This is a genomic window from Streptococcus porcinus, assembly GCF_901542335.1.
GTDB lineage: Bacteria > Bacillota > Bacilli > Lactobacillales > Streptococcaceae > Streptococcus > Streptococcus porcinus_A.
Map to the genome: position 1 here is coordinate 945,675 of NZ_LR594036.1, position 26,859 is coordinate 972,533.

29 protein-coding genes are annotated in these 26,859 nt (G+C 35.3%); 18 read left to right on the forward strand and 11 right to left on the reverse strand.

Annotation, left to right across the window (positions count from 1 at the left end):
• Nucleotides 1-7 precede the first annotated feature (7 nt).
• Entirely contained in the window at nt 8-436 is a 429-nt protein-coding gene (locus FGK96_RS04485; RefSeq protein WP_138081753.1) for a DUF1836 domain-containing protein, read from the reverse strand.
• A 177-nt stretch (nt 437-613) separates the two neighbouring features.
• Here FGK96_RS04485 and ylqF point away from each other — a divergent pair, with 177 nt between their 5' ends.
• The 5 genes from ylqF to topA all read left to right on the forward strand — a co-directional run bounded on the left by ylqF (nt 614) and on the right by topA (nt 5,977).
• A complete protein-coding gene (gene ylqF, locus FGK96_RS04490) occupies nt 614-1,477 on the forward strand; it encodes a ribosome biogenesis GTPase YlqF (protein ID WP_138081755.1) in 864 nt (287 codons plus the stop codon).
• Complete coding sequence (locus tag FGK96_RS04495; protein ID WP_138081757.1) at nt 1,452-2,228, forward strand: ribonuclease HII; 777 nt, start codon at nt 1,452-1,454, stop codon at nt 2,226-2,228. The genes ylqF and FGK96_RS04495 overlap by 26 nt, the downstream gene beginning before the upstream one ends.
• Nucleotides 2,229-2,285: 57 nt before the next feature.
• Entirely contained in the window at nt 2,286-2,834 is a 549-nt protein-coding gene (locus FGK96_RS04500; protein WP_138081759.1) for a sugar O-acetyltransferase, read from the forward strand.
• A 73-nt stretch (nt 2,835-2,907) separates the two neighbouring features.
• Nucleotides 2,908-3,747, forward strand: a complete 840-nt coding sequence (gene dprA / locus FGK96_RS04505) for a DNA-processing protein DprA (protein ID WP_138081761.1) — start codon at nt 2,908-2,910, stop codon at nt 3,745-3,747.
• A 103-nt stretch (nt 3,748-3,850) separates the two neighbouring features.
• On the forward strand, nt 3,851-5,977 hold the full coding sequence (topA, locus tag FGK96_RS04510) for a type I DNA topoisomerase (RefSeq protein ID WP_138081763.1): 2,127 nt from the start codon (nt 3,851-3,853) through the stop codon (nt 5,975-5,977).
• 190 nt (nt 5,978-6,167) lie between these two features.
• Here topA and FGK96_RS04515 read toward each other — a convergent pair whose 3' ends face one another.
• Nucleotides 6,168-7,052, reverse strand: coding sequence for a LysR family transcriptional regulator (locus FGK96_RS04515; RefSeq protein ID WP_138081765.1), 885 nt, complete (start codon nt 7,050-7,052; stop codon nt 6,168-6,170).
• Between the two features lie 210 nt (nt 7,053-7,262).
• Between FGK96_RS04515 and FGK96_RS04520 the strand changes: the two genes are divergently transcribed.
• From FGK96_RS04520 to trmFO, 5 genes are all read left to right on the forward strand, one after another.
• Nucleotides 7,263-8,321 carry a PTS transporter subunit IIC gene (locus FGK96_RS04520; protein WP_138081767.1) on the forward strand — a complete coding sequence of 353 codons (1,059 nt, stop codon included), beginning with the start codon at nt 7,263-7,265 and terminating at the stop codon, nt 8,319-8,321.
• Between the two features lie 15 nt (nt 8,322-8,336).
• Nucleotides 8,337-9,329, forward strand: a complete 993-nt coding sequence (locus FGK96_RS04525) for a D-lactate dehydrogenase (RefSeq protein ID WP_138081769.1) — start codon at nt 8,337-8,339, stop codon at nt 9,327-9,329.
• A 145-nt stretch (nt 9,330-9,474) separates the two neighbouring features.
• On the forward strand, nt 9,475-10,146 hold the full coding sequence (locus FGK96_RS04530; RefSeq protein ID WP_138081771.1) for a SatD family protein: 672 nt from the start codon (nt 9,475-9,477) through the stop codon (nt 10,144-10,146).
• On the forward strand, nt 10,143-10,859 hold the full coding sequence (locus tag FGK96_RS04535; RefSeq protein ID WP_138081773.1) for a DUF3307 domain-containing protein: 717 nt from the start codon (nt 10,143-10,145) through the stop codon (nt 10,857-10,859). The genes FGK96_RS04530 and FGK96_RS04535 overlap by 4 nt, the downstream gene beginning before the upstream one ends.
• Nucleotides 10,860-10,985: 126 nt before the next feature.
• Nucleotides 10,986-12,320 (forward strand): methylenetetrahydrofolate--tRNA-(uracil(54)-C(5))-methyltransferase (FADH(2)-oxidizing) TrmFO, encoded by a 1,335-nt coding sequence (trmFO, locus tag FGK96_RS04540; protein ID WP_138081775.1) that lies wholly within the window; start codon nt 10,986-10,988, stop codon nt 12,318-12,320.
• 162 nt (nt 12,321-12,482) lie between these two features.
• Here the strand turns inward: trmFO and FGK96_RS04545 are convergent, their stop codons facing one another.
• The gene (locus FGK96_RS04545) at nt 12,483-12,968 is read right to left on the reverse strand and encodes a PASTA domain-containing protein (protein WP_138081777.1); all 486 of its coding nucleotides are present in this window, start codon (nt 12,966-12,968) and stop codon (nt 12,483-12,485) included.
• Nucleotides 12,969-13,167: 199 nt separating this feature from the next.
• Between FGK96_RS04545 and FGK96_RS04550 the strand changes: the two genes are divergently transcribed.
• The 6 genes from FGK96_RS04550 (at nt 13,168) to FGK96_RS04575 (ending at nt 18,095) form a co-directional block, all read left to right on the forward strand.
• Nucleotides 13,168-13,920, forward strand: coding sequence for an ABC transporter ATP-binding protein (locus FGK96_RS04550; protein WP_138081779.1), 753 nt, complete (start codon nt 13,168-13,170; stop codon nt 13,918-13,920).
• A gap of 1 nt (nt 13,921) precedes the next feature.
• Nucleotides 13,922-15,877, forward strand: a complete 1,956-nt coding sequence (locus tag FGK96_RS04555) for an FtsX-like permease family protein (protein WP_138081781.1) — start codon at nt 13,922-13,924, stop codon at nt 15,875-15,877.
• Nucleotides 15,878-15,920: 43 nt separating this feature from the next.
• The gene (locus FGK96_RS04560) at nt 15,921-16,586 is read left to right on the forward strand and encodes a response regulator transcription factor (protein WP_138081783.1); all 666 of its coding nucleotides are present in this window, start codon (nt 15,921-15,923) and stop codon (nt 16,584-16,586) included.
• On the forward strand, nt 16,583-17,527 hold the full coding sequence (locus tag FGK96_RS04565; RefSeq protein ID WP_138081785.1) for a sensor histidine kinase: 945 nt from the start codon (nt 16,583-16,585) through the stop codon (nt 17,525-17,527). Before FGK96_RS04560 ends, FGK96_RS04565 begins: the two co-directional genes overlap by 4 nt.
• Nucleotides 17,528-17,530: 3 nt before the next feature.
• Nucleotides 17,531-17,731, forward strand: a complete 201-nt coding sequence (locus tag FGK96_RS10560) for a DUF5655 domain-containing protein (RefSeq protein WP_232045793.1) — start codon at nt 17,531-17,533, stop codon at nt 17,729-17,731.
• A 91-nt stretch (nt 17,732-17,822) separates the two neighbouring features.
• Complete coding sequence (locus FGK96_RS04575; protein WP_197733240.1) at nt 17,823-18,095, forward strand: hypothetical protein; 273 nt, start codon at nt 17,823-17,825, stop codon at nt 18,093-18,095.
• Nucleotides 18,096-18,219: 124 nt separating this feature from the next.
• On the opposite strand, the gene xerS is transcribed toward FGK96_RS04575, so the two are convergent.
• The 4 genes from xerS to FGK96_RS04595 form a co-directional block, all read right to left on the reverse strand.
• Nucleotides 18,220-19,290 carry a tyrosine recombinase XerS gene (gene xerS, locus FGK96_RS04580; protein ID WP_138081787.1) on the reverse strand — a complete coding sequence of 357 codons (1,071 nt, stop codon included), beginning with the start codon at nt 19,288-19,290 and terminating at the stop codon, nt 18,220-18,222.
• A 219-nt stretch (nt 19,291-19,509) separates the two neighbouring features.
• Nucleotides 19,510-19,956, reverse strand: coding sequence for a threonine/serine exporter family protein (locus FGK96_RS04585; RefSeq protein ID WP_138081789.1), 447 nt, complete (start codon nt 19,954-19,956; stop codon nt 19,510-19,512).
• On the reverse strand, nt 19,947-20,732 hold the full coding sequence (locus tag FGK96_RS04590) for a threonine/serine ThrE exporter family protein (protein WP_138081791.1): 786 nt from the start codon (nt 20,730-20,732) through the stop codon (nt 19,947-19,949). Before FGK96_RS04590 ends, FGK96_RS04585 begins: the two co-directional genes overlap by 10 nt.
• A 262-nt stretch (nt 20,733-20,994) precedes the next feature.
• A complete protein-coding gene (locus tag FGK96_RS04595; RefSeq protein WP_138081793.1) occupies nt 20,995-21,417 on the reverse strand; it encodes a cupin domain-containing protein in 423 nt (140 codons plus the stop codon).
• Between the two features lie 240 nt (nt 21,418-21,657).
• Between FGK96_RS04595 and FGK96_RS04600 the strand changes: the two genes are divergently transcribed.
• Entirely contained in the window at nt 21,658-22,509 is an 852-nt protein-coding gene (locus FGK96_RS04600; RefSeq protein WP_138081795.1) for a MurR/RpiR family transcriptional regulator, read from the forward strand.
• A 37-nt stretch (nt 22,510-22,546) separates the two neighbouring features.
• Here the strand turns inward: FGK96_RS04600 and FGK96_RS04605 are convergent, their stop codons facing one another.
• Nucleotides 22,547-22,921 carry a pyridoxamine 5'-phosphate oxidase family protein gene (locus FGK96_RS04605; RefSeq protein WP_138081797.1) on the reverse strand — a complete coding sequence of 125 codons (375 nt, stop codon included), beginning with the start codon at nt 22,919-22,921 and terminating at the stop codon, nt 22,547-22,549.
• Between the two features lie 184 nt (nt 22,922-23,105).
• On the reverse strand, nt 23,106-24,122 hold the full coding sequence (locus FGK96_RS04610) for a Gfo/Idh/MocA family oxidoreductase (RefSeq protein WP_138081799.1): 1,017 nt from the start codon (nt 24,120-24,122) through the stop codon (nt 23,106-23,108).
• Between the two features lie 206 nt (nt 24,123-24,328).
• On the opposite strand from FGK96_RS04610, the gene FGK96_RS04615 reads away from it, so the two are divergent.
• On the forward strand, nt 24,329-25,021 hold the full coding sequence (locus FGK96_RS04615; protein ID WP_138081801.1) for a LexA family transcriptional regulator: 693 nt from the start codon (nt 24,329-24,331) through the stop codon (nt 25,019-25,021).
• Nucleotides 25,022-25,055: 34 nt separating this feature from the next.
• Here the strand turns inward: FGK96_RS04615 and FGK96_RS04620 are convergent, their stop codons facing one another.
• Nucleotides 25,056-25,163 carry an IS3 family transposase gene (locus tag FGK96_RS04620; protein WP_138081803.1) on the reverse strand — a complete coding sequence of 36 codons (108 nt, stop codon included), beginning with the start codon at nt 25,161-25,163 and terminating at the stop codon, nt 25,056-25,058.
• A 331-nt stretch (nt 25,164-25,494) separates the two neighbouring features.
• Nucleotides 25,495-26,778 carry an iron reductase gene (locus tag FGK96_RS04625; RefSeq protein WP_138081805.1) on the reverse strand — a complete coding sequence of 428 codons (1,284 nt, stop codon included), beginning with the start codon at nt 26,776-26,778 and terminating at the stop codon, nt 25,495-25,497.
• Nucleotides 26,779-26,859 lie beyond the last annotated feature (81 nt).

A 26,859-nucleotide genomic window follows, 5' to 3' on the forward strand; every position in this document is an offset into this window, starting at 1 on the left:
GACCTCCTTATTCATTTTCCGTTAATGAAAATGTTAGGCAATAATATTTAACAGTTTTACATGCTGCAACGATAATATCATCAACTCCATCAGTTTCTCCACTGTTCCAGTAATTAACAAAAGCACGATAGAGCTGTTCAGAATCGTTTTTATCTTTTAAACTTTGTAGGACCTGACTAATATTTTGAATGGGAAAGCTATGCTTTAGAATCGCTATTGCAATGAGTCGCGCTAACTGATGTCTAGCGTATTTCTTCTTAAAGGGCTTTTCAAGATAGCCATGCTTAACATAATTATTGACCATAGAAGCGGTTAGAGGTTTTTGTTGATTTGGTTCTATAATAGTTGCTACTTGATTAACATATAGTAGAACTTGATCAAGATATAAGTCAATCTCAGGCAAATTTTCCCAATTAGGAAGAATAGTATATTTCATTTCACAAACCCTTTCATCTAGTTATGATAACTAGATTTTACAATAATTAAAATAAAAATACAAGAAAAAATTTTACTTTTAAAATATGAAAATAGGATTAGGCACAATTTCATGATATAATAAGCAGTAATACTATCAACTAGTCTCATATTTGAAACTAGGAAAGGAGAGCTATAAATGGCTATTATTCAATGGTTCCCTGGACACATGTCTAAAGCTCGTAGACAAGTACAAGAAAATTTAAAACATGTTGATTTTGTAACTATATTAGTTGACGCACGTTTACCATTATCTAGTCAGAATCCAATGTTAACGAAGATTGTTGGTGATAAACCAAAGTTGATGATTCTTAATAAGGCTGATTTAGCGGACCAAAGTAGAACAAAGGAGTGGAAACAATTCTACGAATCAAAAGGTATCAAAACACTAGCTATTAATTCAAAGGAACAAGCTACTGTCAAAAAGGTGACAGAGGCTGCTAAAGCTTTGATGATGGATAAAATTGCAAAACTGCGTCAACGTGGTATTCAAAAAGAAACCTTACGGACAATGATTATTGGAATCCCAAATGCTGGTAAGTCAACTTTGATGAACCGTTTAGCAGGTAAAAAAATTGCAGTTGTTGGTAATAAGCCAGGTGTTACCAAGGGGCAACAGTGGTTGAAGTCTAATAAAGACCTTGAAATTTTAGACACTCCTGGTATTTTATGGCCTAAATTTGAAGACCAAGTAGTTGGCTTGAAATTAGCCTTAACAGGTGCCATCAAAGATCAACTTTTACCCTTAGATGAAGTCACTATATTTGGCCTTAACTACTTCAAAGAGTATTATCCTAGTCGTCTAATCGAAAGATTTAAAGGAATAAATCTTGAAGCAGAAGCACCTGATATCATCATAAGCATGACACAGAAACTGGGCTTCAGGGATGATTATGACCGCTTCTATACCCTATTTATCAAAGAAGTTAGAGATGGAAAATTAGGAACTTTTACCTTAGATCAAGTAGAGGAAGCATATGACTCAGACAATCAGGGAAATTAAAGAAAATCTTGAGGCTGTTACTGCCCTTTCTGACCCCATTTGGGAAAAACTTGAGCAGGATGAGCGTCAGGGTGTAAAAAAGGCGATCGCCCTTCGAAAAAAAGTGATAGAAGATAACTCTAAAGAAGAACAACGGCTTGAATACATGCTGCGCTACGAACGAGACATCTACCGACAAGGCTATCATTGTATTGCCGGAATTGATGAGGTAGGGCGGGGGCCATTAGCAGGTCCTGTTGTAGCTGCTTGTGTTATTCTTCCCAGAAATTGTAAAATTAAGGGATTGAATGATTCAAAAAAAATTCCGAAATCCAAGCATAATATTTTGTTTGAACAAATTAAAAATCAAGCTGTTGGTATTGGAATAGGTATTGTTGATAATAAAATGATAGACTCTGTCAATATCTACCAAGCTACTAAACTAGCAATGTTGGAAGCTATTAACGATTTAAAAAAAGTTGAGGTTTTCCCTGATTATTTACTTATTGATGCGATGACGTTAGATATTTCAATACCACAAATGTCACTTATTAAAGGCGATGCCAATTCCTTATCTATAGCTGCTGCTTCAATAGTTGCTAAAGTAACGAGGGATCAGCTAATGATGAGTTACGATCAAAATTATCCTGGCTATGACTTTGCCCAAAATGCAGGCTATGGTACTAAAAAACACTTGTATGGTTTAAAAAAGCATGGTGTCACACCAATTCATCGAAAAAGTTTTGAACCTATTAAATCAATGTTACTGTAGCAATAGTTGTAGTACTATTACTTTATATTTTATATTGATAATAATATGGAGATTAAGATGACTGAATTAGAAAAAATGCTTGCTGGTCACTTGTACGACGCAAGTGACATAGAGTTAAAAGAAATGCGTAATAGAGCACGGCAAATCATGGCTGTCTTTAATGCTGAGACAGATGCTCAAAAAAGAAGTCATCTTTTAAAAAAGTGGCTTGGTAAAACGGGTGAAAATATTTATATGGAAACTCGATTTGTCTGTGATTACGGCTCTAATATTTTTGTAGGTGAGAATTTTTATGCCAATTTCAATACAACCATGTTAGATGTCTGTGAAATAAAAATTGGTGATAATGCCATGTTTGGTCCAAACTGTCAGTTATTAACCCCTCTACACCCTCTTGATGCGCAAGAACGTATTGCTGGACTAGAATACGGAGCCCCTATAACACTTGGCGATAATATCTGGCTAGGAGGAGGAGTTACTATCTTACCTGGAGTGTCACTTGGTGACAACGTTGTTGTCGGAGCAGGAAGTGTTGTAACCAAATCTTTTGGAGATAATGTTGTCTTGGCTGGTAATCCAGCAAAAATTATTAAGTGGTTGGATTAATTAAAAAAACTTTTACTGTCTTAGTAAAAAGTTTTTTAATTTTTGCGAATGGTAGAAGTAGAGAGGTATAATTATGAATAATTTTGAACTTTATAAACTTCGAAAAGCCGGTTTGAAAAATCATCACATTTTAAATGTTATTAATTATTATCAAACTTATGGTAAATCCCTATCTTTACGAAATATCGCAGTTGCTTCTGAAACATCGGATCCAATACAATTTATTGAAACTTACAAAGCAATTGATAGTAAAGCTCTGCGGAAAGAATTTAATCAGTATCCTAGTATTTCCTTACTTGATAAAAATTACCCCTCATATTTAAAAGAAATCTATAACCCACCGGTTTTACTTTTTTACCAAGGGAATTTAGAACTTTTAAATTATCCCAAACTAGCAGTAGTAGGCTCTCGCAAGGCGAGTCAATCAGGCCTAAAAGCGACTCAAAAAATAATAGAAGAATTAAATAATAAACTCATTATTGTTAGTGGTCTTGCCAGAGGAGTTGATACTGCGGCACATTGTTGTGCACTTAAAACAGGTGGTCATACAATTGCTGTCATTGGCTCTGGTTTCACGCATTACTACCCTAAAGAAAACCAAAGATTGCAAAAATTTATTGCTTCTAATCACCTTTTACTAACTGAATATGGACCAAATGATCCGCCATTATCCATTCATTTTTCAGAAAGAAATCGAATCATTGCTGGTTTAGCAAAGGCGGTTTTAGTTATTGAAGCTAAAAGACGATCCGGAAGCTTAATAACATGTCGATATGCTCTTGAAAATGGTCGTGAAGTTTTCGCAATTCCTGGAAATATTAGTGATGGTTTTTCAGATGGCTGTAATCAGCTTATTCAAGAAGGCGCAAAGTGCATCATGAGTGGTTTGGATGTGCTTACAGAGCTTTTTTAACTAATAACTTTCTTCCTATATGGAATTTTTTTATTGACAGTTATCTAAAAATGGGATATTATTCTATAAGCTTTAACCATTAAGTTATAGGAAGTGTGACACATTGGTAACAAAAACCGCAACTAAAACAAATTCAAAAAAAAACACTAAAAAGAAAAAGACAACTACAAAGAAGAATTTGGTTATTGTAGAATCTCCTGCCAAAGCCAAAACAATTGAAAAATATTTAGGGCGCAATTATAAAGTTGTTGCATCAGTTGGTCATATCAGGGATTTAAAAAAATCATCTATGTCAATTGATTTTGAGAATAATTATCAGCCTGAGTATATCAATATTAGAGGTAAGGGACCACTTATCAACTCTTTAAAAAAGGAAGCTAAAAATGCCAAAAAAGTTTTCCTGGCAAGTGACCCGGACCGTGAAGGGGAAGCTATTTCATGGCATCTTTCCCATATTCTAGGTCTTGATATCACTGATAAAAACCGTGTTGTTTTTAATGAGATTACAAAAGATGCTGTAAAAAATGCTTTTGTCGAACCAAGAGAAATTGATATGAATCTAGTTGACTCTCAACAAGCGAGGCGCGTTCTAGACCGAATCGTTGGGTATTCAATATCACCAATTCTTTGGAAAAAAGTTAAAAAAGGATTGTCAGCTGGGCGTGTGCAATCAGTAGCTTTGAAATTGATTATTGACCGTGAAAATGAAATTAAAGCTTTTATTCCGGAAGAGTACTGGACTATTGATGGGCTTTTTAAAAAAGGTAAACATAAATTTCAAGCCAGCTTCTATGGTCTAGATGATAAAAAGATGAAATTAAATACTAATGAGGATGTTCAATTAGTATTGTCAAGGATTACCAGCGATGATTTTAATGTATCTAAAGTTGAGAAGAAAGAGAGACGTCGTAATGCACCATTACCCTATACGACCTCTTCCTTACAACAGGATGCAGCTAATAAAATAAATTTCAGAACACGAAAAACCATGATGGTTGCTCAACAACTCTATGAGGGGATTAATTTAGGTAGCAACGGAACTCAAGGATTAATTACCTATATGCGTACTGATTCAACACGTATTAGTCCTGTTGCTCAAAATGATGCTGCCACTTTTATTAGTCAAAAATTTGGTAGTCATTATTCAAAACATGGAAATCGCGTTAAGAATGCAAGTAGTTCACAAGATGCCCATGAGGCTATCAGACCTTCAAGTGTTTTTCATACGCCTGAATCAATTGCTAAGTATCTTAATAAAGACCAGTTGAAACTTTATACTTTAATTTGGAACCGTTTTGTTGCGAGTCAAATGACTGCTGCAGTTTTTGACACTGTCAAAGTAACCCTAGAACAAAACAAGGTTGTCTTTACTTCTAATGGTAGTCAAATTAAATTTGATGGGTATATGGCGGTCTACAATGATTCCGATAAAAATAAAATGTTACCCGAGATGTCAGAAGGAGAAGTAGTTAAAAAGGAGAAGACAAGTCCTGAACAGCACTTTACCCAACCACCAGCTCGCTATTCTGAGGCAACTTTAATCAAAACTTTGGAAGAAAATGGAGTAGGACGTCCGTCTACCTATGCACCTACCTTAGAGGTCATTCAAAGACGTTACTACGTTAAGTTAGCTGCCAAACGTTTTGAACCAACTGAGCTTGGTGAAATTGTTAATACCTTAATTGTTGAATTTTTCCCTGATATTGTTGATGTTACCTTTACTGCTGATATGGAATCAAAACTAGATCAAGTAGAAACAGGAGAACGTCAATGGCAAACTGTTATTGATAGCTTTTACCAACCTTTTGTGAAAGACTTGGAAAAAGCTGAAGATGAAATTGAAAAAATCCAAATCAAAGATGAGCCTGCTGGGTTTGATTGTGACATTTGTGGCCATCCTATGGTAATTAAACTTGGTCGTTTTGGGAAATTTTATGCGTGTAGTAATTTTCCGGAGTGCCGCAATACCAAAGCAATTACTAAAGAAATTGGTGTGACCTGTCCAATATGCGGTAAGGGGCAAGTTATTGAACGAAAAACCAAACGTAATCGTGTCTTCTACGGCTGTGATCGTTATCCAGACTGTGAATTTACTTCTTGGGATATCCCTATCGGAAGAGCTTGTCCTAAATCTGGCGATTACTTAGTTGAAAAGAAAATTCGAGGTGGTAGTAAACAAGTTGTGTGTAGCAACGAAGCTTGTGATTATAAAGAAGATAAAATCAAATAGAGATTAACCTTTATTGGTTTTGGGTTGAAGAAAAATCTAGTGTGATAATTTTCTTTAGCCTTTTTTCTTTGCTATCCTATAATTGCTGTAATGACTAAAACTGACACAGAGGTTATAAGACTTTTGAGTGTAGATAAATATACGATATTGATAAGTCGAAAAAAGCATGCTATTAGTTTTTAGCATGCTTTTAATTAGTTTTTAGGGTTGATAAAAGTTCCTCAATCATTGGACTGAAAGAGTAGTCATGACGATAAGCAATTCCAATTGGGTAAAAATCATTTTTGTCTTGGAAAGGAATCCAGACTAAGTCGTCTACTTTACTTAGGCTTTCAAATTCACTGGGTAGTATAGCGACAGCATTAAGACTTTTTAGGCTATGAATAATAACTTCCCAGTCATTATGTTTAAAAACTATGTCAGGTTCAAAACCTAATGCCCGACTTCGTCTAGGGAGCATTTCACCTAGCATAAAGTGTTCGTTAAGGGATGCAAATTTACAATCTTTTAAATCGACTAATTTCAAGTGGCTATGGTGAGCCAATTGGTGATTCTTGGGCAGGACAATACTTACTTTATAACCTTTTGTTGATGTCTGTAGAGGCTCAATGACGATATCTTTACGAAGGCTTGGAAAGGAGAGTAACCCAATATCAATCTCACCTTTTGCAAGTAAATCTTGTAATTTTCGAGATCCATCTTGAATTAAAGATACTTCAACGTTAGAATGTGTGGCCATAAAAGTAGAAATTTGCTTCATAAATTGGATAGCAAAAAGTGCTGTCAAACCAACTCGGATGACTTCTTTCTTTTCCTGATTAAGCTGTTGAATTTCAGCGACAATTTGATTGAAATCAGCCATTAAAATTTTGCCTCGTTCATACAAAATATCACCGGCTTCTGTTAGAAGGAGTTGACGACCGTTTTGTGAAAACAAGGTTGTATTTAATTCTAATTCTAGTTTTTTGATTGATTGCGATAGTGTCGGCTGTGTAACAAAAAGACTTTTAGCAGCATGAGAGTAATTTTTTGTCTCGGCAACAGCAATAAAATAAGTTAGTTGTCTGATATCCATAATGAATCCTTTTCTAAAGTTAGTATACCATAAAATGCTATCTTTTATTTAAGAGCATCTATTTATTTGTAGTTTGACAATATAAATTTGTGAACTCTATTATAAAAAGTTATAGTATTATAATTTTTATTAATTTTTATTTTTACTGTGCCTATGTTATAGTTTATATAGTTAGTGAAATCACAAACAATATTTTGAGGAGGCATTTTAATGTCAGAAACAATTCAAAAGCAGTCTGCTAAATCTTTTACAATGAATGTATTAAATGGTATAGCATTAGGAACTGTTATCGTCCTTATTCCAGGAGCAATCTTTGGCGAATTAATGAAAGCTTTATTGCCAATGTGGACAGGATTTGCTACGCTTATCGCAGCAACAGGTCTTGCGACAAGTATGATGGGTCTAGTGATAGGGATGCTTGTCGGGATTAATTTTAAATTTGCTCCAATTCAATCTGCGTCTCTAGGATTAGCTGTTATGTTTGCAGGTGGAGCAGCTAACTTCAGTAATGGTATGGTGATGCTCAAAGGGACTGGTGATATCATCAATATGGGTATTACAGCTGCATTTGGCGTACTCTTAATCCAATTTTTAGCTGATAAAACCAAATCCTTTACCTTGATTATCGTTCCAACTGTGACCTTATTGTTAATTGGGGGTGTGGGCCGTTTTCTATTGCCTTATGTGAAGTTAATTACGGCTATGATTGGGCAGGGAATTGCCGGATTACTAGGTTTACAGCCAATTTTAATGTCAATTTTAATCGCTATGATCTTTTGTTTCTTAATCGTTTCACCAATTACAACGGTTGGTATTGCCTTGGCTATTAGTCTGTCAGGTATTGGTTCTGGAGCAGCCAACTTAGGAATTTGTGCAGCAAGTTTTGGTTTATGTATAGCTGGTTGGACGGTTAATTCTAAAGGAACTTCGCTGGCTCATGTACTTGGTTCGCCAAAAATTTCTATGGCAAATGTCCTTTCTAAACCAATTATTATGTTGCCAATGCTTTCTACAGCTTCTGTTCTCGGACTTCTTACAGCTATCTTTAATATTCAGGGGACTCCTGCCAGTGCAGGATTTGGAATTAGTGGCTTGATTGGGCCTATAAATGCATTAAATCTAGCCAAAGGTGGATGGTCGTTTATCAATATTGTGATTGTAATTCTTATTTTTGTCATAGCTCCAATCGTTTTAAGCTTCGTTTTTAACTACCTCTTTATTAGAGTACTTAAAATCATTAAACTAGAAGATTATAAACTAGATATCTAATTAAGGAGAAACAAAATGAAAATAAAATTATTCAATGTTCGTGGTGAAGAAGCTGTTTTAGCAGAACAGTGGGCAAAAGTTAATCAGGTTGAACTGTCACTTGATCAAGGTCCTCTAACTCTAGATACAGTCAAAGAAGCGCAAGGCTTCGATGGCATCGCTAATGCTCAGATTGAACCACTCGACGACTCTATTTATCCAATTTTAAAAGAAATGGGAATTAAGCAGATTGCTCAGCGCAGTGCAGGAGTGGATATGTACAATCTTGAATTAGCTAAAGAAAATGGAATTATTATTAGTAATGTTCCAAGCTATTCACCAGAATCGATAGCTGAGTTTACGGTAACTATTGCTTTGAACTTGATTCGTAAAGTAGAACTTATCCGATCAAATGTTAAAGAACATAATTTCACTTGGAATCTTCCAATTAGAGGTCGCGTGCTTGGTGATATGACAGTGGCAATAATTGGTACAGGACGTATCGGACTTGCTACTGCAAAAATTTTTAAAGGATTCGGTTGTAAAGTGGTGGGGTATGATATTTATCAAAGCCCAGCTGCTAAAGAGGTTTTAGAATATAAAGACTCGATTTTAGAGGCTATCCAAGTTGCAGATGTGGTTTCACTGCACATGCCACCTACATCTGATAATAGTCACTATTTCAATGCTGAACTATTTAAACACTTTAAAAAAGGAGCTATACTTTTAAATATGGCGCGAGGAGCTTTGATCGATACGGCTGATTTACTAGCTGCCTTAGATCAAGGACTTCTTGATGGTGCGGGGATTGATACGTATGAGTTTGAAGGTCCTTATGTTCCTAAAAACTTCCAAGAAAAAGTAATTACTGATGCTCTGTTTCTTGATTTAATTCATCATCCAAAGGTCATTTATACTCCTCACGCCGCTTACTATACAGATGAGGCTGTTAAAAACCTGGTTGAAGGTGCGCTAAATGCAACTGTTGATGTCATTAAGACTGGTACAACACCAATGCGTGTTAATTAATACTATATCCGTTAGGCAGACTACATTTTCTGTTTTAACGGACTTTTTTTATTTTGTCCATTTTAAACGACTTTTTATATATTTTCCTCTATAATGGACTTTTTTGTTTTTTCCTGTTATAATGAATCTAGAAAAGGAGAAAACGATGGTATATTTAGCACTTATTGGAGATATTATTCAATCCAAGCAGCTTTCTCAGCGTTCAGAGGCGCAAGAGCGCTTGAAGACTTGTTTAAAGCGCTTAAATGAGTTCTTTAAACCTTATATCATCTCTAATTTTTCTCTTACACTTGGAGATGAGTTCCAAGGGCTAATGAGAATTGATGCTCCTATCTTTTATCTAATTGATTTAATTAATGATGAAATGCGTGATATCCCAATGAGATATGGAATCGGAGTGGGTGAAATCCTTACTGATATTAATCCAGAAATTAGCATCGGAGCAGATGGTCCTGCTTATTGGTACGCTCGCGAGGCTATTAAGTTCATTCATCAAAAAAATGATTATGGAATCACTCAAGTTGCTATACGAACAGGAGAAATGGAGGAAGATATTCTTTTAAATAGCTTGTTATCAGCGGGGGAGGCAATCAAATATAATTGGCGAACTAGTCAACTAGAGGTCTTTCATGCGTTATTAATATCTAATATCTACCAAGAACATTTTGATCAGCAACAATTAGGTAAGCTGATTGGTCTATCTCCAAGTGCCTTATCAAAACGTCTGAAAAGTAGTAATCTCAAAATATATTTAAGGAGTCGTCACAGTGCCCAGCAATATATCAACCAAAGATTTGGAAAGGAGGTAGACAAATGATTGAAGGTCTAGCCCCGTTCTTACAAACTCATTCACTACTTACCGTATTGTTAATTTGTCATTTTTTATCTGACTTTCATTTCCAAAGTCCTGAAATAGCTGATCAGAAAGACACTAGTCTTCGTTATCTTGCTTATCATATCCTTGGAGTCGCAGCCCCTTTAATTATTTTGACTTGTTTAATTCCTAAGCTATGGTTAATTACTTTTCTTATAGTGGCTAGTCACAGTCTCATTGATTTGTGCAAATCTAAAGTGATTAAGCTATTCCAATGGAAGCAAGGGTGGATTTTTTTGTTGGATCAGTTTATTCATATCATGATTATTGTTTATGCAAGCATTATTTTGACACCTAATCCCTTACCTCAATGGTTAAGTCATAGGTCTCTACTAGTGATTCTCTTCCTTATTTTAATAACAAAACCGACCAATATTTCATTTAAAATCTTTTTTAGTAAATATCAACCTGAACAAGGGCAAAAGATGGACACCATCAGGGGAGCCGGAGCAACAATTGGTATTTTAGAAAGAATAGTGATTGGCATTTGTATGATAATGGGGCAATTTGCCTCTATAGGACTTGTTTTTACTGCTAAATCAATTGCTCGGTATAATAAAATTTCAGAAAGTCCGGCCTTTGCAGAGTATTATCTAATTGGTTCACTTTTTAGCATTTTAAGTGTCTTCTTGGCAGCATGGATTTGTTTCTTTTAACATAACTATAGTTACGTCATTTAACTCTCGTGCTTTTGCTTTTATAGGAAATTCTGCTATAATATAGCAAGTAAAATTTAAAGAAAGATTTGTGGGAAGGAAACTTTCCAAAGAGGTATTAGTCTATTGTCTCAATCTTATATTAACGTTATTGGAGCAGGTTTAGCTGGCTCAGAAGCTGCTTACCAAATTGCTAAGCGTGGCATTCCTGTAAAGCTCTACGAAATGCGAGGTGTTAAACAAACCCCTCAACATAAAACAGATAACTTTGCTGAATTGGTTTGTTCAAATTCTTTTCGGGGTGATAGTCTTACCAACGCGGTAGGACTGTTGAAGGAAGAGATGCGTCGTTTAGATTCCATTATTATGCGTGCTGGAGAAGCACACCGCGTCCCAGCAGGTGGTGCAATGGCAGTTGATCGTATTGGTTATGCAGAAGCCGTCACGGCTGAGCTGGAGAATCATCCTCTCATCGAGGTTATTCGTGGTGAGATAACCGAAATACCTAGTGATGCTATTACAGTTATTGCAACAGGTCCCCTAACGTCAGATGCTTTGGCTGAAAAGATCCATGCTCTAAATGGTGGTGATGGGTTTTATTTCTATGATGCTGCAGCACCAATTATTGATAAAACAACCATTAACATGAATAAAGTTTACCTTAAGTCCCGTTATGATAAAGGCGAAGCTGCTTACCTTAACTGTCCGATGACTAAAGAAGAATTCATGGCTTTCCACGAAGCTTTAACAACAGCAGAAGAAGCACCACTTAACTCGTTCGAAAAAGAAAAGTATTTTGAAGGATGTATGCCAATTGAGGTGATGGCTAAACGTGGGATTAAAACAATGTTATATGGACCAATGAAACCTGTGGGCTTAGAATATCCAGAAGACTATCCCGAACCACGTGATGGAGAGTTTAAAACACCCTATGCAGTTGTACAATTGCGTCAGGATAATGCTGCTGGAAGTCTCTACAATATGGTTGGTTTCCAAACACATTTGAAGTGGGGGGAACAAAAACGTGTCTTCCAGATGATTCCTGGTCTTGAAAATGCAGAATTTGTCCGTTATGGGGTCATGCACCGTAATTCTTATATGGATTCGCCAAACTTACTCAAACAAACTTTTCAATCACGCGCCAATGACAACCTTTTCTTCGCTGGTCAGATGACAGGAGTAGAGGGATATGTGGAGTCCGCAGCTTCTGGTCTTGTTGCTGGTATCAATGCCGTTAAAAAATTCAAAGGTGAAGAAGAGGTCATCTTCCCAGAAACAACAGCTATTGGTAGCTTACCACATTATGTCACTCATGCTGATAGTAAACATTTTCAACCCATGAATGTTAATTTTGGTATCATTAAAGAACTGGAAGGCCCACGGATTAGAGACAAAAAAGAACGTTATGAAGCCATCGCTGAGCGCTCATTACGAGATTTAGAACCATTCTTAGCTAACTAAGATAAGAGATTAATGAGACTTGAATTTTAAGCACATTTATGGCTTAAAAGATGAAAGTTCCAGTTATAATTGAAACCAAACTAGTAATAAGCAGATTAATATACAAGAAAGCACTCACTAAATAAGTGGGTGCTTTCTTGTAAAATATGATTATCTAAATGCCTATTTTCGTCCAAAAGGGAGTTTGATGTGTTTAAAACTCTCAAAAGTATCTGCAATTTTTTGATTACGCTCTACAGTTCGTAAGTTCTCCTGATCCAAAATTGCCTGACTTTTCTCTAAAACATCATAGGTGACATAGTATAGTTTGACCAGACTACCGACTGGTAATTTCCCAAAACGTGGGGACATAATAACGACTTCATCTAATGAAGCTTTTAACCACTTTTTATCCGGAAGGACAGGTATGGTTGCGACAACAAAGCCTTGTTTTTCAAGATGCTGTCTAGCTTCCTCAACAGGAAGGTTAATGACATTATCGAGACTTTTTAATTTCTCTTCTCTGGCTTGTTTTTGATCCATGTATTTTTCAACTATGGGACGGCCATTATCCAGGCCTTTACCAATAATTTCTGTTGTGTCGGGAATGATAGAGATAATCTTACCGAAAACACCTAATGATTTCGAAAATTTACTGATTTTAACCATAATACTCTCCTTTAGGGAAATTCTTAAGTCTATTATAGCAGAAGAAGAACTGATTCCCTTTTTGAAAACTTACAAAATTGTAAGTTATCAAGCGCAGCCTGTAAGTTTGCAAGCCTGATAGAAATCTATAATAGTAAGTGTCAATAAGTCATCAGACATTAATTCTCAAAAAAAGTTATAATGTTTAAAGGAGACAGTTATGCTATTAGATATTCAACATTTAGAAAAAGTATTTCGCACACGTTTCTCAAAAGAAGAAACAAGGGCCTTACAGGACGTTGATTTTAAGGTGGACCAAGGTGAGTTTATCGCCATTATGGGAGAATCGGGATCTGGGAAGTCAACCTTATTAAATATTCTTGCAACCTTAGAAAAGCCCACCAATGGATCAGTCTTGCTCGAAGGAAAAGATATTACTAAAATCAGAGAGAATCAGTTAGCACAGTTCCGTTTACATCACCTTGGTTTTGTTTTCCAGGAATTTAACCTCTTAGATACCTTGTCTATTCGAGATAATATCTTTTTACCGTTAGTTTTAGGCCGCAAACCTTATAAAGAAATGAGTCGTCGCTTAGACCAGCTGGCGCCAAAACTACGTATTCAAGAATTGCTAGACAAAAGACCTTTTGAAATTTCCGGAGGACAGAAACAGCGTGTTGCCATTGCTCGCAGCTTAATTACAAATCCTAAGTTACTCTTAGCTGATGAACCTACCGCAGCACTGGATTACCGTAATTCAGAGGACCTCTTAAACCTTTTTGAAGATATCAATATCGATGGTCAAACCATCTTAATGGTTACCCACTCTGCCAATGCAGCTAGTCATGCTAAACGCGTCCTCTTTATTAAAGATGGTCGTATTTTCCACCAAATGTATCGAGGCGATAAAACGACGACACAATTCTCCAAGGATATCTCGTTAGCTATGACTGGTTTATTAGGAGGTGAGTAACATGTTCTACCTCAAATTAGCTTGGAATAATCTTAAAAAATCAAAAGAAGTAGTAGCTCCATTCTTACTAGCAAGCTCTGTACTTTTCATGCTTAATGGCATCGTTACCATTATTTTAATGAGTCCTATCTCAAAAGCAATGCAAAATGGCAAAATTCTTTTAGGCTTGGCGGCAGTCGTTCTGACAATTTTTGCTACTATCATGGAAATTTATAGTTACAATTTTCTGTTAAAACAAAGGACTCGCGAATTTGGTCTCTATAATATTCTCGGAATGACCAAAAAACAAATTGGATTGCTTTCTGTTTTAGAGCTGTGGATCCTCTTTCTTGCAGTTATCATTGTTGGTTCCATTGCTTCTTATATTTTCTCCCATCTCTTTTATTTGATTTTTGTTAATTTAGTTCACTATAACAAATTACAATTAGAAATTGCTCCAATTGCTGTTGTGCAAACCAGCATTGTTTTTGCTTTGATTTTTGTCCTACTTATGATCATTGGACTTTTCAAAGTTCGTCAGACATCACCATTAATGCTTTTTAAAGATCAAGAACAAGGGGAAAAAGAACCCAAAGGGAACATCCTCCTGGCATCCTTAGCCATTATTGCAATTAGTATCGGCTATTATATTTCCATTACCTCGACCAAATTAGCGGCATTAGCCGTTTTATATCGCTTCTTTATTGCTGTTATATTTGTCATTATTGGTACCTACCTTTTCTATATTGCCTTTATGACTTGGTACTTAAAACATAAAAGAAGTCAAAAAGCCTATTTCTACCAACCAGAACACTTTGTTTCAACTTCCCAAATGATTTTCCGGATGAAACAAAATGCTGTTGGTTTAGCAAATATCACACTTTTAGCAGTTATGGCTTTTGTTGCAATTGCGACTACAACAGCTTTGTATAACAATACTGAATATCAAACTAAGGAGATTTTCCCTAAGAATACCAAAATTATTCTTGAAGCCAAAAACCCAAAGGAACTTCAACACTATTTTGAAGCTTCTGTATTAAAGCCCTTGGACCGTCCTTCTGAAGAATTTACCACTTATACAAGTGCGATGATAAACTTCCAACTGGATAATAAAAAATCTGTCTCAATAACAGAAACAGGACTAAGAAATCCTAATTATGCTTCCTTAACTTATTCTTACCTTATTACAGCAGCTGACTTTAAAGCACTTGGTAACAAAGTCCCTGACCTTGAGACTAATGAAATTCTCTTTTTTAAGCAAAAGGGTAACAGTCGTTTGGAAAAACTTGATTTTCTGGGCCTATCTTTAAAAGTCAAAAAAAATCTTAAAACTGTTTCTCACCCTGAAACTGTCAATACCTATAATCCCTCTGTCATTGTTGTTAAAGACCGGAAGGTCTTTAACAAGTTGCTTAATCGATATAATCAATACCCTAAATATCCTCAAACACCATCGTTGGTCGTTATAGCTGATTTGAACAAAGAAGAAATCGGGCGACTAATAGATGAAAAAGGTGTCTTGAGTATCAACGATAAATATGTTGGCCATCTCGAACAGCGCACTCAATTTAAAAAAGAATTCTATGCTATTTCAGGTGGTTTTCTCTTTACAGGCTTTATTTTAGGACTTAGCTTTATCCTGGGAGCAGCTTTAATTATTTACTATAAACAATATACAGAAGGTCATCTTGATAAGAAATCATACAAAATCTTACAGGAAGTAGGTATGTCTAAACAACAAGTTAAGAAAACCATTAATTCACAGTTGCTTCTGGTCTTCTTTACCCCAATCATCTTCGCTGTATTACATTATATCGTGGCTTCGGTCATGTTGAACCAAATGCTCTTGCTCTTTGGTGTCACTAATAGTCCCATGATTTACTTGGTAAGTAGTCTAACCATATTGGTTATTATCAGTATATACTTCCTAATCTATCGCTTAACCAGTCATACTTATTATAAAATAATAGAAAGGTAGAAGAAGTAGCGAATTTTCGCTACTTTTTTGTTAGAATAGAGCTATGAAGAAAACCATGAAAATTTACTTAGTGGAAGACGATTCAACCATTCTTTCACTTTTAAAATCACATTTAGAAAAAGACTATCAGGTTGCTGCCGTTAGCAATTTTCGTGATATTAAAAATGAAATCCTAGACTTTGAACCTGATTTAATTCTAATGGATATTACCTTGCCATTTTTTAATGGTTTTTATTGGACCAGTGAGATTCGTAAACAATCAACTGTCCCAATTATCTTTATTTCTAGTTCTAATGATGAGATGGATGCTGTCATGGCCCTTAATATGGGAGGCGATGACTATATAACCAAGCCATTCTCTTTGACCATTCTAGATGCGAAAATAGCAGCCTTTTTACGGAGAGCCACGCAATTTGCTGCAGATTGCTTTAGTTACAAAGATTATCAGTTACATTTTGATTCAATCTTAAGTAAGGGGGAGCAAAAGATTTCTTTATCACCAACTGAGCATAAAATCCTCTCTCTCTTTTTTAGTAAACAAGGGACTATCGTTAGTAAAGAGGATCTCCTAAAATCCTTATGGGATAATGACCAATTTATTGATCAAAACACCTTAAACGTTAATATGACCCGTTTGAGAAAGAAGTTATTAGATATTGATTTTGACTATATTCACACCGTGAGAGGAGTAGGCTATATCCTAAAATGATCCGATTATTTTTTAAAGAATACCGAATCTGGTACCTGCAATTTTGCTTGCTCATACTGATGTATCTATTAGTATTTAGTCTCTATCACTTACCCTTGGCTTATTTCCTAACGGCAAGCCTAATATCGGTTACACTTATTATTCTTGTATCAATTTTTCACTATCTGAGTTTTCGACGTAAACTAAAAACATTACAAGAATTTAGTTATGTAAAAGAATTAGAAACATTAGATGATCCAAGTGATTTAGAATATAGACGGTTAATTTCTAAGGTAATCGCTGAGCAGAATGACCAATTGGACACTGAGAGGTCTCGGCAAAAAGATCTTGATGCCTTAATTAAGATTTGGTCCCACCAAATGAAGATCCCCCTGTCAGCAATCTCTTTAATGGTTCAAACAGATCATTTATCAAAAAATGATTTACAAAAGCAACTCCTTTATCTCGAAAACCATTTAAACCAACTCTTAAGTTATTTGAAATTTAGTCAAAATAAGGATGATTATCGTTTTGAAAAACTTGAAATTTCTAGTATTGTAAAAGATATTCTGAAAGAAATGGCGCCAATATGTTTTAGTAAAGATATCAGCTTTACGATTGATGGAAATTGGACAGTAATAAGTGATAAAAAATGGTTACGTTTTGCATTGATGCAAATTATTGATAATGCCATTAAATACTCCCATCAAGGTGGTCATATTTCTATTAAATTTTCTGATGGTATTAACATATCAGATAATGGTATCGGAATACTTTCAGAAGACATCCCTCGATTATTTGAAGAAGGTTATACAGGTTTCAATGGCCATGAACACCAGAAAGCCAGTGGTTTAGGGCTATTTATGACCAAAACAATTCTTCATCAATTACAACTTGACATCAAAATAGAGAGTCAAGTTGACCAGGGGACAAAGGTCAGTATTTTTAAAAAAGAAAGGTAAAAAATGAGCGATTATAAGCAATTATTTGACAATAAAGAGGAAGAAGTTTTAGATATTTTTTCGACTCTATTAGATTTCTTACATGACTTAGGACCCTTTGACATTGAAGTCAAAAAGACTAGTCTGCACTTGGTTAAAGAAAAAGCCTTTCTAGGCGCTCACCCTAAAAAGAAATGGTTAGATCTGAACATCGTGAGCAATTAAGCCATTGATCATCCGCTGATTACAAAAATTGAACAAGTATCTAAGAATCGTTGGCATAATAATCTTCGTCTGAGTACTGTAGAAGAAGTGGATGACACTTGGTGGAAGTGCCTTATCAGGTGAAACTGCTCAGCAAGCTGCAATGCGAGAAGTCAAATTCGATGATACCTTTTTAGTGGTTGAGAACATCAATCTTGAAGACATTCATTTTACAGATAAGGAAGTTCAGGCTGTTGAATGGGCATCTTATAGTGACATCTGTCAGATGATTGAGCATGGAACTTTTATTACTTACTTTGATAGTAAAATCAGAATGTGTTTTGAAATACGTGGACAATTTGATGCTCATAAGCACCGTCATTAATCATTTGTATTAGTAAAAATCACCGAGAAAATTTCTCAGTGATTTTTAAAATGGCATTTTTTACATAACTATAATTATGTTCATTTAAAATGAAGTGGTGATAAAAAATTTGATTCTTCTAGTTTTATAATTTATCTAAGGCGTTTTTTTGTTCGTCATTGACAATGTGGGTATAAAGGTCAGTAACTTGTGTAGAGGCATGCCCCAGTTGGTGACTGACAAGTACTTGAGATTTTGTAGCATCATATAATCTGGTTGCCAGCGTATGCCTTAATTTATGGGGAGTGACACGAATTTTGAAGTTTTGTGAATATTTTGCTACCATTTTTTCGATACTTGAAGCATCAATGCGGTTAGGGATGCCACGATACTCGGTCAAAAAGAAAGCTTGATCTTGTTTTTCAGCTTTATAACGCTTTTGGCGTATCTCTAAATAGGCTTCCAAATAAGGTTTAGCAAAGCCTGCAACGTTGACTGAGTCCCGTTTACCCCCTTTTCGAGTAACTTCAATGACCATCATTCTGAGATTGACATCTTTAAGATCAAGGTTAACAGCTTCGGATAAACGAACTCCAGATGCCAGAAGTAGGGCAATAATAGCTAAATCCCGTTCTTTATTTTTTCGGAAAGATGATTTCGCCCGATTTGAGAGCTTGTTTTCATATTCACAATCAACATACTCGAGGAACTCCATAGTTTCATCACCTAAGAAGAGTTTTTGCTTAATATTTTCCGCTCTGGATGCTAAGGTTTCTTTTTTCTTCTTAGTAGCAACCTTTTTCATGACATTACGGTAAAAATAAGGTTCGCCCTGTTCATTTTCGACCTCCTCAGTTAAGTACTTAAAGAGTGAAGAGAGGGCTGACAAGGTTCTATTGATGGTTGTTTGAGAGACGCCTTCCTTGTTTGAATAGGTATTAAGTGAGGGTCTTTCCCGTAAATAGAGGACAAATGACTCCATATCTTTTTTGGTCAATTGTTCCAAAGTAACCAGATCTATATCAGTGATTCTAGAAGCATTTGAGATACCAGAGTCCAGTAACCAATCAAAAAAGCGTTTATATTCCTTAAGGTATTCATATAAGGTTGTAAAGCTATAAGGCACAGACAATTTCGATTGATAATACTCTAAAACAAACCACGGCATTATTGCTTTATATTCTTCAATTTTTTCTAAAAGCAGTTCACGTCTCATTGTTTTGATAACCTCATTCATTTATTGTATTATATTATTTTTCTATTAATAGAAGTATAGCATAGTCCTATTTGTTTTTCAAGAAAATTAAAGTTTTTCGGAAAGATGTTATGAGGTTTTATTCTTTGTTTTCTTTGTGATAAAACCCTACGTTATTAGACTAAACCATCAAGACACAGCTGACTATGACAAGTATCTTAATAGCTAGCTGTGTCTTGATTAATTATTTTTTAAACTTTTAGTTTTTAAAGTATTGTAGATTTCTAGGAATGAATCAACTAAGAAAACCGATAATGCAATTGCTCCTGAGACTAACATAGATTCGATGAAGTTTTTCCCAGCTAGATGACTATTTCCTTGGATATAAAAATAAGCAATTTTATAGACCCCAGCTCCTGGGACTAATGGGAAATAACTTGGGATATAGAAAACTGTTACTGGAGACTTTAAGACCCTTGCTGCCAGCTGTGATAAGAAGGCAATTACTATGCCACCACATAAGGTTGCTAAAGCATTATCAGAATAGGGTAAGGTAAGTAAATAAACAGTATAGCCCGAGGCCCCGATGACTCCTGTTTGAAAAACAAGATGACGCGGGATTTCCAAAATAATACCGGATGTTATAGTTGCCACATAAGCCCCTATAATTTGTAAAATCATAGCCATAACAAAATTCCTTTCGCAATAAAGAGTCCCAATGCTACTCCTACTCCTAAACTAATAGCAATGATTAAAGCTTCCACGATTTTTGAAACACCTGCACCATAATCTCCTTTGAAGGAGTCTCTAAAGCCATTTGTAAATGCTGTCCCCGGAAACAGAGGCATTAGCACTGATATGACAACAATATCAAAGGAGCTATCGCTTTTTCCTAACAAATGAATAATAAGTGGAATAAGAGTGGCTACAATTAAGGTTGCTACTGTTCCGAAAATAAAATCGTTAAGTTGGAAAAAAGCTTTTAACCGATAAGAAAACAACAGTAAAACAGCCGCTACCAACGAAAGTAAAATTTCGGTTGTTTGTCCCCCAAGCAAAATGGCAAAGGCTAATACTAATAACAAGGTTGAATAAGAAATAAGCTTTGGAGAATAGTTTTTTCCATCAACATGCTGGAGTTTTGTATAGGCATCCTCAATTGATATTTTTTCACTAGTCAAATCTCTAGAAATTTGATTAACAATGTGAATTTTTCGGAGATTTGTATCCCTTCGTGTAATACGTTTAATGAAGGTTATTGGTTCATCTAAGTCTGGACCATCTAAAGTAATAAAAAGACCAGTTGTATTAGCAAAAACTTCTGTTATCGGTTGATGGCTAACCTGTAAAATGCGAGATACAGTATTCTCAACGCGATAACACTCAGCATTTGCTTCAAGCATTGTCATCCCAGCTAGCGTCGCAACCTCTAACACACGTTTATTGTATTTATCTGTTGTCATTAATAATAAATTTCCTAAAATAAGATTGTGATAGGATAGATTTTGGCTTCGGCAAAAATCCCTTTAAAAATTTTAAAGGGATCTATAAAATTGCCCTTTTCATGATATCCTTCTTCTAAGTATATCATGACTTTGTATTATTGAGGGGAAATTTCCCAGCAAAGACATGAAAATAATCACCAATTTAATATAAAAAACCTTAACTAGTCAGAGACCAGTCAAGGTACATTTTTAAAATCTATCAATTACATATGATTTATTATCAATCTTCATTAGGGTCGTTTTTAGCGTCCTCATGTGTTTTATGAATAGTTCCAGGCACGTGATCAGGACCAGCGTATATTGAATAGATTTTCAGAGGTTTATCGCCGGTATTAGTGACATTATGCCAAGTGTCAGCAGGTACCAAAATCACATCATCATCTGAAACTTCTTGTTCAAAGGTTAAGTTGTCTTCAGCATCCCCCATTTGACATAGTCCCTTACCTTCTTCAATACGTAAAAATTGATCAATGCCTTTATGAACTTCAAGTCCAATATCATCACCTGGTTGGATAGCCATTAAAGTAACTTGAAGTTTTTCACCAGTCCAAATAGTTGTTCGGTAGTTTTCATTTTCTTTGGTATAATCTTCAATGTTGACGATATACTTTTCTTTGCCATGATCCTTATAGTCAAATGTCATTGTGAGTGCCTCCTTTTAGTTTTCTTAATTAGATTTATTCTAATTAACTTATGCCTTTATGATGCCATAATAACCTTGACAAGTCAAGAAAAAAGCATTACCTTACCAAAATTCAGACAGTGGTTAGTCTTAAGATAGTTTCTAGACAAGTGTGGGATTTTTCGATACACTTGGTATGTGGTTTCACTTTTAAGTCTTTGTACTATTGAGACTGAAATATCTTAGAGAGAGGTCTATTCAATGCTAGAAAAAATTAGTCTTTGGGCGAAAAAGGAGCAATCCTCCAAAGCTACCATAGCTCAGACAATCATTGAACATTTAGGGGAAATAGAGCGAATCAGCCTTAATGAACTCGCTAAACTTAGCTATAGTTCTAAGTCTAGTATTGTTCGCTTTGCCCAAGCCTTAGGTTACAAAGGATGGACCGATTTTCTACCAGCTCTTCTATCTGAGCGTTTTTATTCAGACACCCACTATTCCGACGTTGACCATAACCTTCCTTTCCAAGAAGAAGATTCCAGCCAGGCAATCATTCAAAAAGTTGCCACTATTGCGAAAGAAAGTATTCAAGATACGGCTGATCAGATGTCTACTGAAGCTTTAGAAAAAGCTGGGCAAGAATTAAGAAAAGCTAGACGCATCGTTGTTTTTGGTCTAAGTCCCAACGACTACATTGCCCAATTATTTCGTCGTAAAATGCTGACGCTGGGAAAAATAGTTGAGGTGGCTCATACTAGCGAGTTTGGTTTGATGACAGCTTCTCTAAGGAAAGGCGATATAGCTATTCTTGTCTCCTACTCTGGAACTTCTGAATCAAGTGACACCTTAAAACACCTGCGACTATTAAAAGAGCGGGGGATTTTTATCATTGGTCTATCTAGTCACTTTGGTACTTATCTTAAAGACAATTCGGATGCCTTCTTTGCAATTTGTCCCCGTGAAGACAAACATAGAAAAATCGCTAATTTCTCAACTGAAGAATCCATACTCTTCATCTTAAATAGTCTTTATGCTATTTACTTCCAATCCGACTATATGGGACACTATATCCGTAAATTAACTTTGTCCAAAGAATTAGAAAAAGAACGATAGGAAAGACTCCTCTACCGTTCTTTTTTAGTTTATGAGCTTAAAGTAATTGTTTAAGAGTAGTGACTTCAACTTGTAAAACACTTCTAATAAAAGGATATTTTTCCTTCATTTCTTCAAAGTATGGGCCTTCGGTGATAAAGCTTGCGCTGCCGTTGATTCTGAACCCCGTTCCTTGATAACCATTGAAGCCTTCAACATCTCGCGCAGCTAGGGTTAGAATTAGCTGATTGTTGATGGCGATATCTTCTTCAGTACTTCTCATTCCTGCCGCAGGGATAAGGATAAGATTATCCTTTTTCAGAACTAAATAACTATTCCAAGTGCAGGTAACGTGGGGATCTCCTTTACCCCAAGAAGTAATGGAAACTGGACCTTCGTACTGGAGTACTTCTAAGAATGTATCAGTGAACATGGTTTTCTCCTTTAAGATATTCTTTATTTTAAGGCTAGTATTTAAAAAAACAGGTTTGCTATATTATCTAGTTACTTCTTGGTAATTTGTTGATAGGTAGCAATGAATTCTTCTTGTTGCATTTTTATCTCCAAATTTTCTGCTTCTATTATATCAATAAACTGGATAGAAACTTTTTTAGTTATCAGCCTTGATTCATGTGACGGATACCTTCTTCAATTATTTCAATTTGACGGATTGTTTCTTCATCTTTGACAATTTTTTCTTTACCGTGGATAATGCTATCGTGGACAGCCTGATACATACGAGCATAATTTCCTATTTCTGAGATTACCTTCTCTTCATGGTAGAGGCCCTGGTCATCAATATAAGTTAGGGTACCATAGTGCTCAGGGCTATCCATGCCAAAGTCAGGATTAGTGGGCATATAGAAACGCTTTAAATCATCTTCTTGTCGGTCCTTACTTTCTTTGACAAACATCCCTTTTTTGCCATAAACGACAAAACTTGGCCGTTCCTTAATACGAAAATAACTTGATTTAATGGACACTTTTTTAGGACCATAGTAAAAATCCAAATCAAAGTAATCATTCATACGACCTTTACCTAATAATTGACGAACATCATAATGAACAGATTCTGGCATACCAAAGTAAGAAATGACTTGATCGATGGTATGGCAAGCATGCCCATAAAGATAACTTGTATTAATCGAATATTCCTTTGTACCTTCCGGAATTTCTGGACGGAAATAATCAAAATGCATTTCTACCTCAAGAATATCTCCTAAAACACCGCTATCAATAACCTTTTGAACGGTTAAGAAGTCTGAGTCAAAACGTCGATTTTGATAAGCTTGAACAAAAAGTCCTCTTTCTTTAGCAAGCTTAAATAATTCTTTAGCTTCAGCCGCTGTTTCTGTAAATGGTTTTTCCACTAAAGTATTTTTGCCAGCTAGTAAGCATTGTTTAGCAAGACTATAGTGAGCTGAAGGAGGAACTGAAAGGACAACTAATTGAATATCTGGGTCTTCTAAGACATTTTCAATTTTATTTGTATAATGAACTCCAGAAAGAGACTCCCAAGGACTTGGGGTTGGCGAATAAATCGTTTTTATTTTGATATCTTCCAATTGGGTTGAGAAGGGCATGTGATAACGGTTAGCACTTTTTCCATTCCCGATGTAAGCAATAGTCAGCATAATGGACTCCTGTCATTTATTTGCATATTCCACAAACTTTTTGTAAATATGATGAAAAAATTTGTGGAAATAAGTTATTTTCATCATACGACTAATTAGTGGAATTGTCAAAATATACTCATTTTTACTGTAAAAAAACTTGTCATGTAGAAAAATATCTGCTATACTCGTAGTAAAGTTATAACTTTACTAAAGGAGTCGTGAGAATGTTTTCAGGAAAACAATTAAAAGCTATCCGTCAAAAAGAAAAGATGAGTCAAGAGGAACTCGGTGACCAAATAGGTGTCAATAAAATGACTATTTCTAATTGGGAGCAAGGCAAAAACAATCCTAATCAGAAACACCTAGCACAATTAGTTGATATTTTTCGAGTTTCAGAAGATTATTTCAATTCTTACTCTACTATCCTCATACCTTATAAACAGCTGAATAGTGATAACCAAAAAAAGGTAGTGACCTTTTCTCAGACTTTGTTGGCAAAGCAAAGGAATGTTACTACTATATCTACTCTTAAAAAGAAACTGTATCGTTATCGTGTCTACGAGAGTCTTTCTGCAGGTGGTGGCTTCTCTTATTTTGGTGATGGAAACTATGACGAAGTCTTCTACGATGAACAATTAGACTATGACTTTGCTTCTTGGGTGTTTGGGGATTCTATGGAGCCTACTTATCTTAATGGTGAAGTTGTTCTTATAAAACAAGAAGGTTTCGACTACGATGGAGCAATCTATGCCGTTGAATGGGATGGACAGACTTATATAAAAAAGGTCTACCGAGAAGAAAATGGCTTACGGCTAGTTTCTCTAAATAAAAAATATTCAGATAAGTTTGCTCCTTTCGATGAAAATCCACGTATTATTGGTAAGATTATTGCTAATTTTATGCCCTTGGAAGTTTAAAAGTTAGATAGAGAAATAGCAATATAAAAAAGTATTAGTTAGTAAGGTATGTTTCCCTGAATTGCATAGGGGCCATACCTTTTAATATTTCTTTAGGTCTATCGCAGTTATACCAATCCATGTAGGTTTTGATTTGTTGCATGTATCCTTCTCCTTCTCGTTGCTAGGAGGAAATAGTCTTATAGAGTCACTCCTGAGATGGGAAAAGAAATTCTCAAAAGAGGCATTGTCATAACAATTCCCTTTTCCGGAACTTAATGTCTGATTTCAAGCTATATTTTTTAACAATAGCTTCATTCCACCACTTTTCCACTAAGATGGTCCTCCGCTACCTACAATTTGAATTCTAATGGATGCTTTGTAAAGTTACTTCTTTTTTAGCCATAAGAAAAGAACCTCATTATATGAATAGTATAGTACTTTTTATACTATTCATTATAAGAGATTCTTTTTGGAGGAAAGTACTTTTTATATTACCAAGAGAATTCTTCAAAATAGATCCGTTCAGGATCAATGCCTCTAGCTTGAATCACCTTTTGCCAATATCTGCCCATACTGATAGGCCCACTTATAAGAAAAACACAGTCCTTAGTATTTTGAGGTAGGGATTCTAAGATTTCATTCTCGCTAAAGCGCCCAACTTGATAATAAATATTAGTATTGGGACGTCTCTGCAAGTCCAAGAGTTCCTCTTTATAAATCAATTGCTCTTGACTTTTAACTGTGTAAAAAAAGTTAACTGGGATGTTAGGATTACCCTCGATTACTGAAAATAAAGGAACTACTCCTATGCCTCCGCCTATAACAATTAACTGTTTGGGTTTAAAATAATTAATGACAGCTTGGTATTTGCCAAAGCCACCATCGACACGAACTGGTGAATTGCTTGGAATAAAAGGTAACTGTTTGGTAAAATCACCATCACCTCGGATAGCAAAAAATAATTTACCATCTTTTCTCGGTGCTTTGGCTAGAGAAAAAGGGTGAGGCTCTGCCATCTGAGAAATATCCGGAAAGGAAATAAAAGCAAAATCACCTGGTCGAAACTTCAAACCAGACTTTGTTGGAAGTTGAATTACTAACTCTCTAACATTTGGAGCGATTTCCTGGTTAATAAGTAAATTTGCTCTAACTCCGTGAGCATTTGGTTTAAAATGAAACCACATATAAGAACCAAAAACAAAAATAGTGTAAAACCAAATCAAAATAATGAAGGGACTAATGTTGACAATATAATTGATTAATTGAATATGGATAAAAATAAGTATCGTTGCTACTATATTAAGTCGGTGCAACCAAACTGAAAATTCATGCTTAAACAATTGTTCTAAGAAATTTTTTATACTTTGTAATAGAGGAATACGCGTTGTTAACCAGCCAGCCATAAACACTAGAGAATAAGTCGCTAATCCTAAGAAAATAATAAAAGCAAAATCTCCAGTCCACTTAATTAACCCTTCAGATGAATCCAATTCTTTATGGAAAAAGGCTAGAACGAGTGCTAATAGAGCTATTATTCCATGAATCATGTAAGCACTAGGAAGTCCCACCCATCGATCTATCCATTTAGGTTTGGTAGCAATATAGATTGCCGTTAGCATCCATACATAAGCTAAGGCACCTAACAGTATTCCGAAACTACTATGGACATGTAGTTGTTTTAATCCATTGTTTAAAGTATACAGAAAGGGGAAGGGGAGAATAAATAGAATGGTTAGCCAAGAAAGTCCTAAATGACTCGTCAATTTTTTATGCATAATGTTATCTTCCTTTATAATAGTCGTCTCTTGAATTTGAGGTTTAAACACTACTGAGTTGATTTTTTACTTTTAATTGAT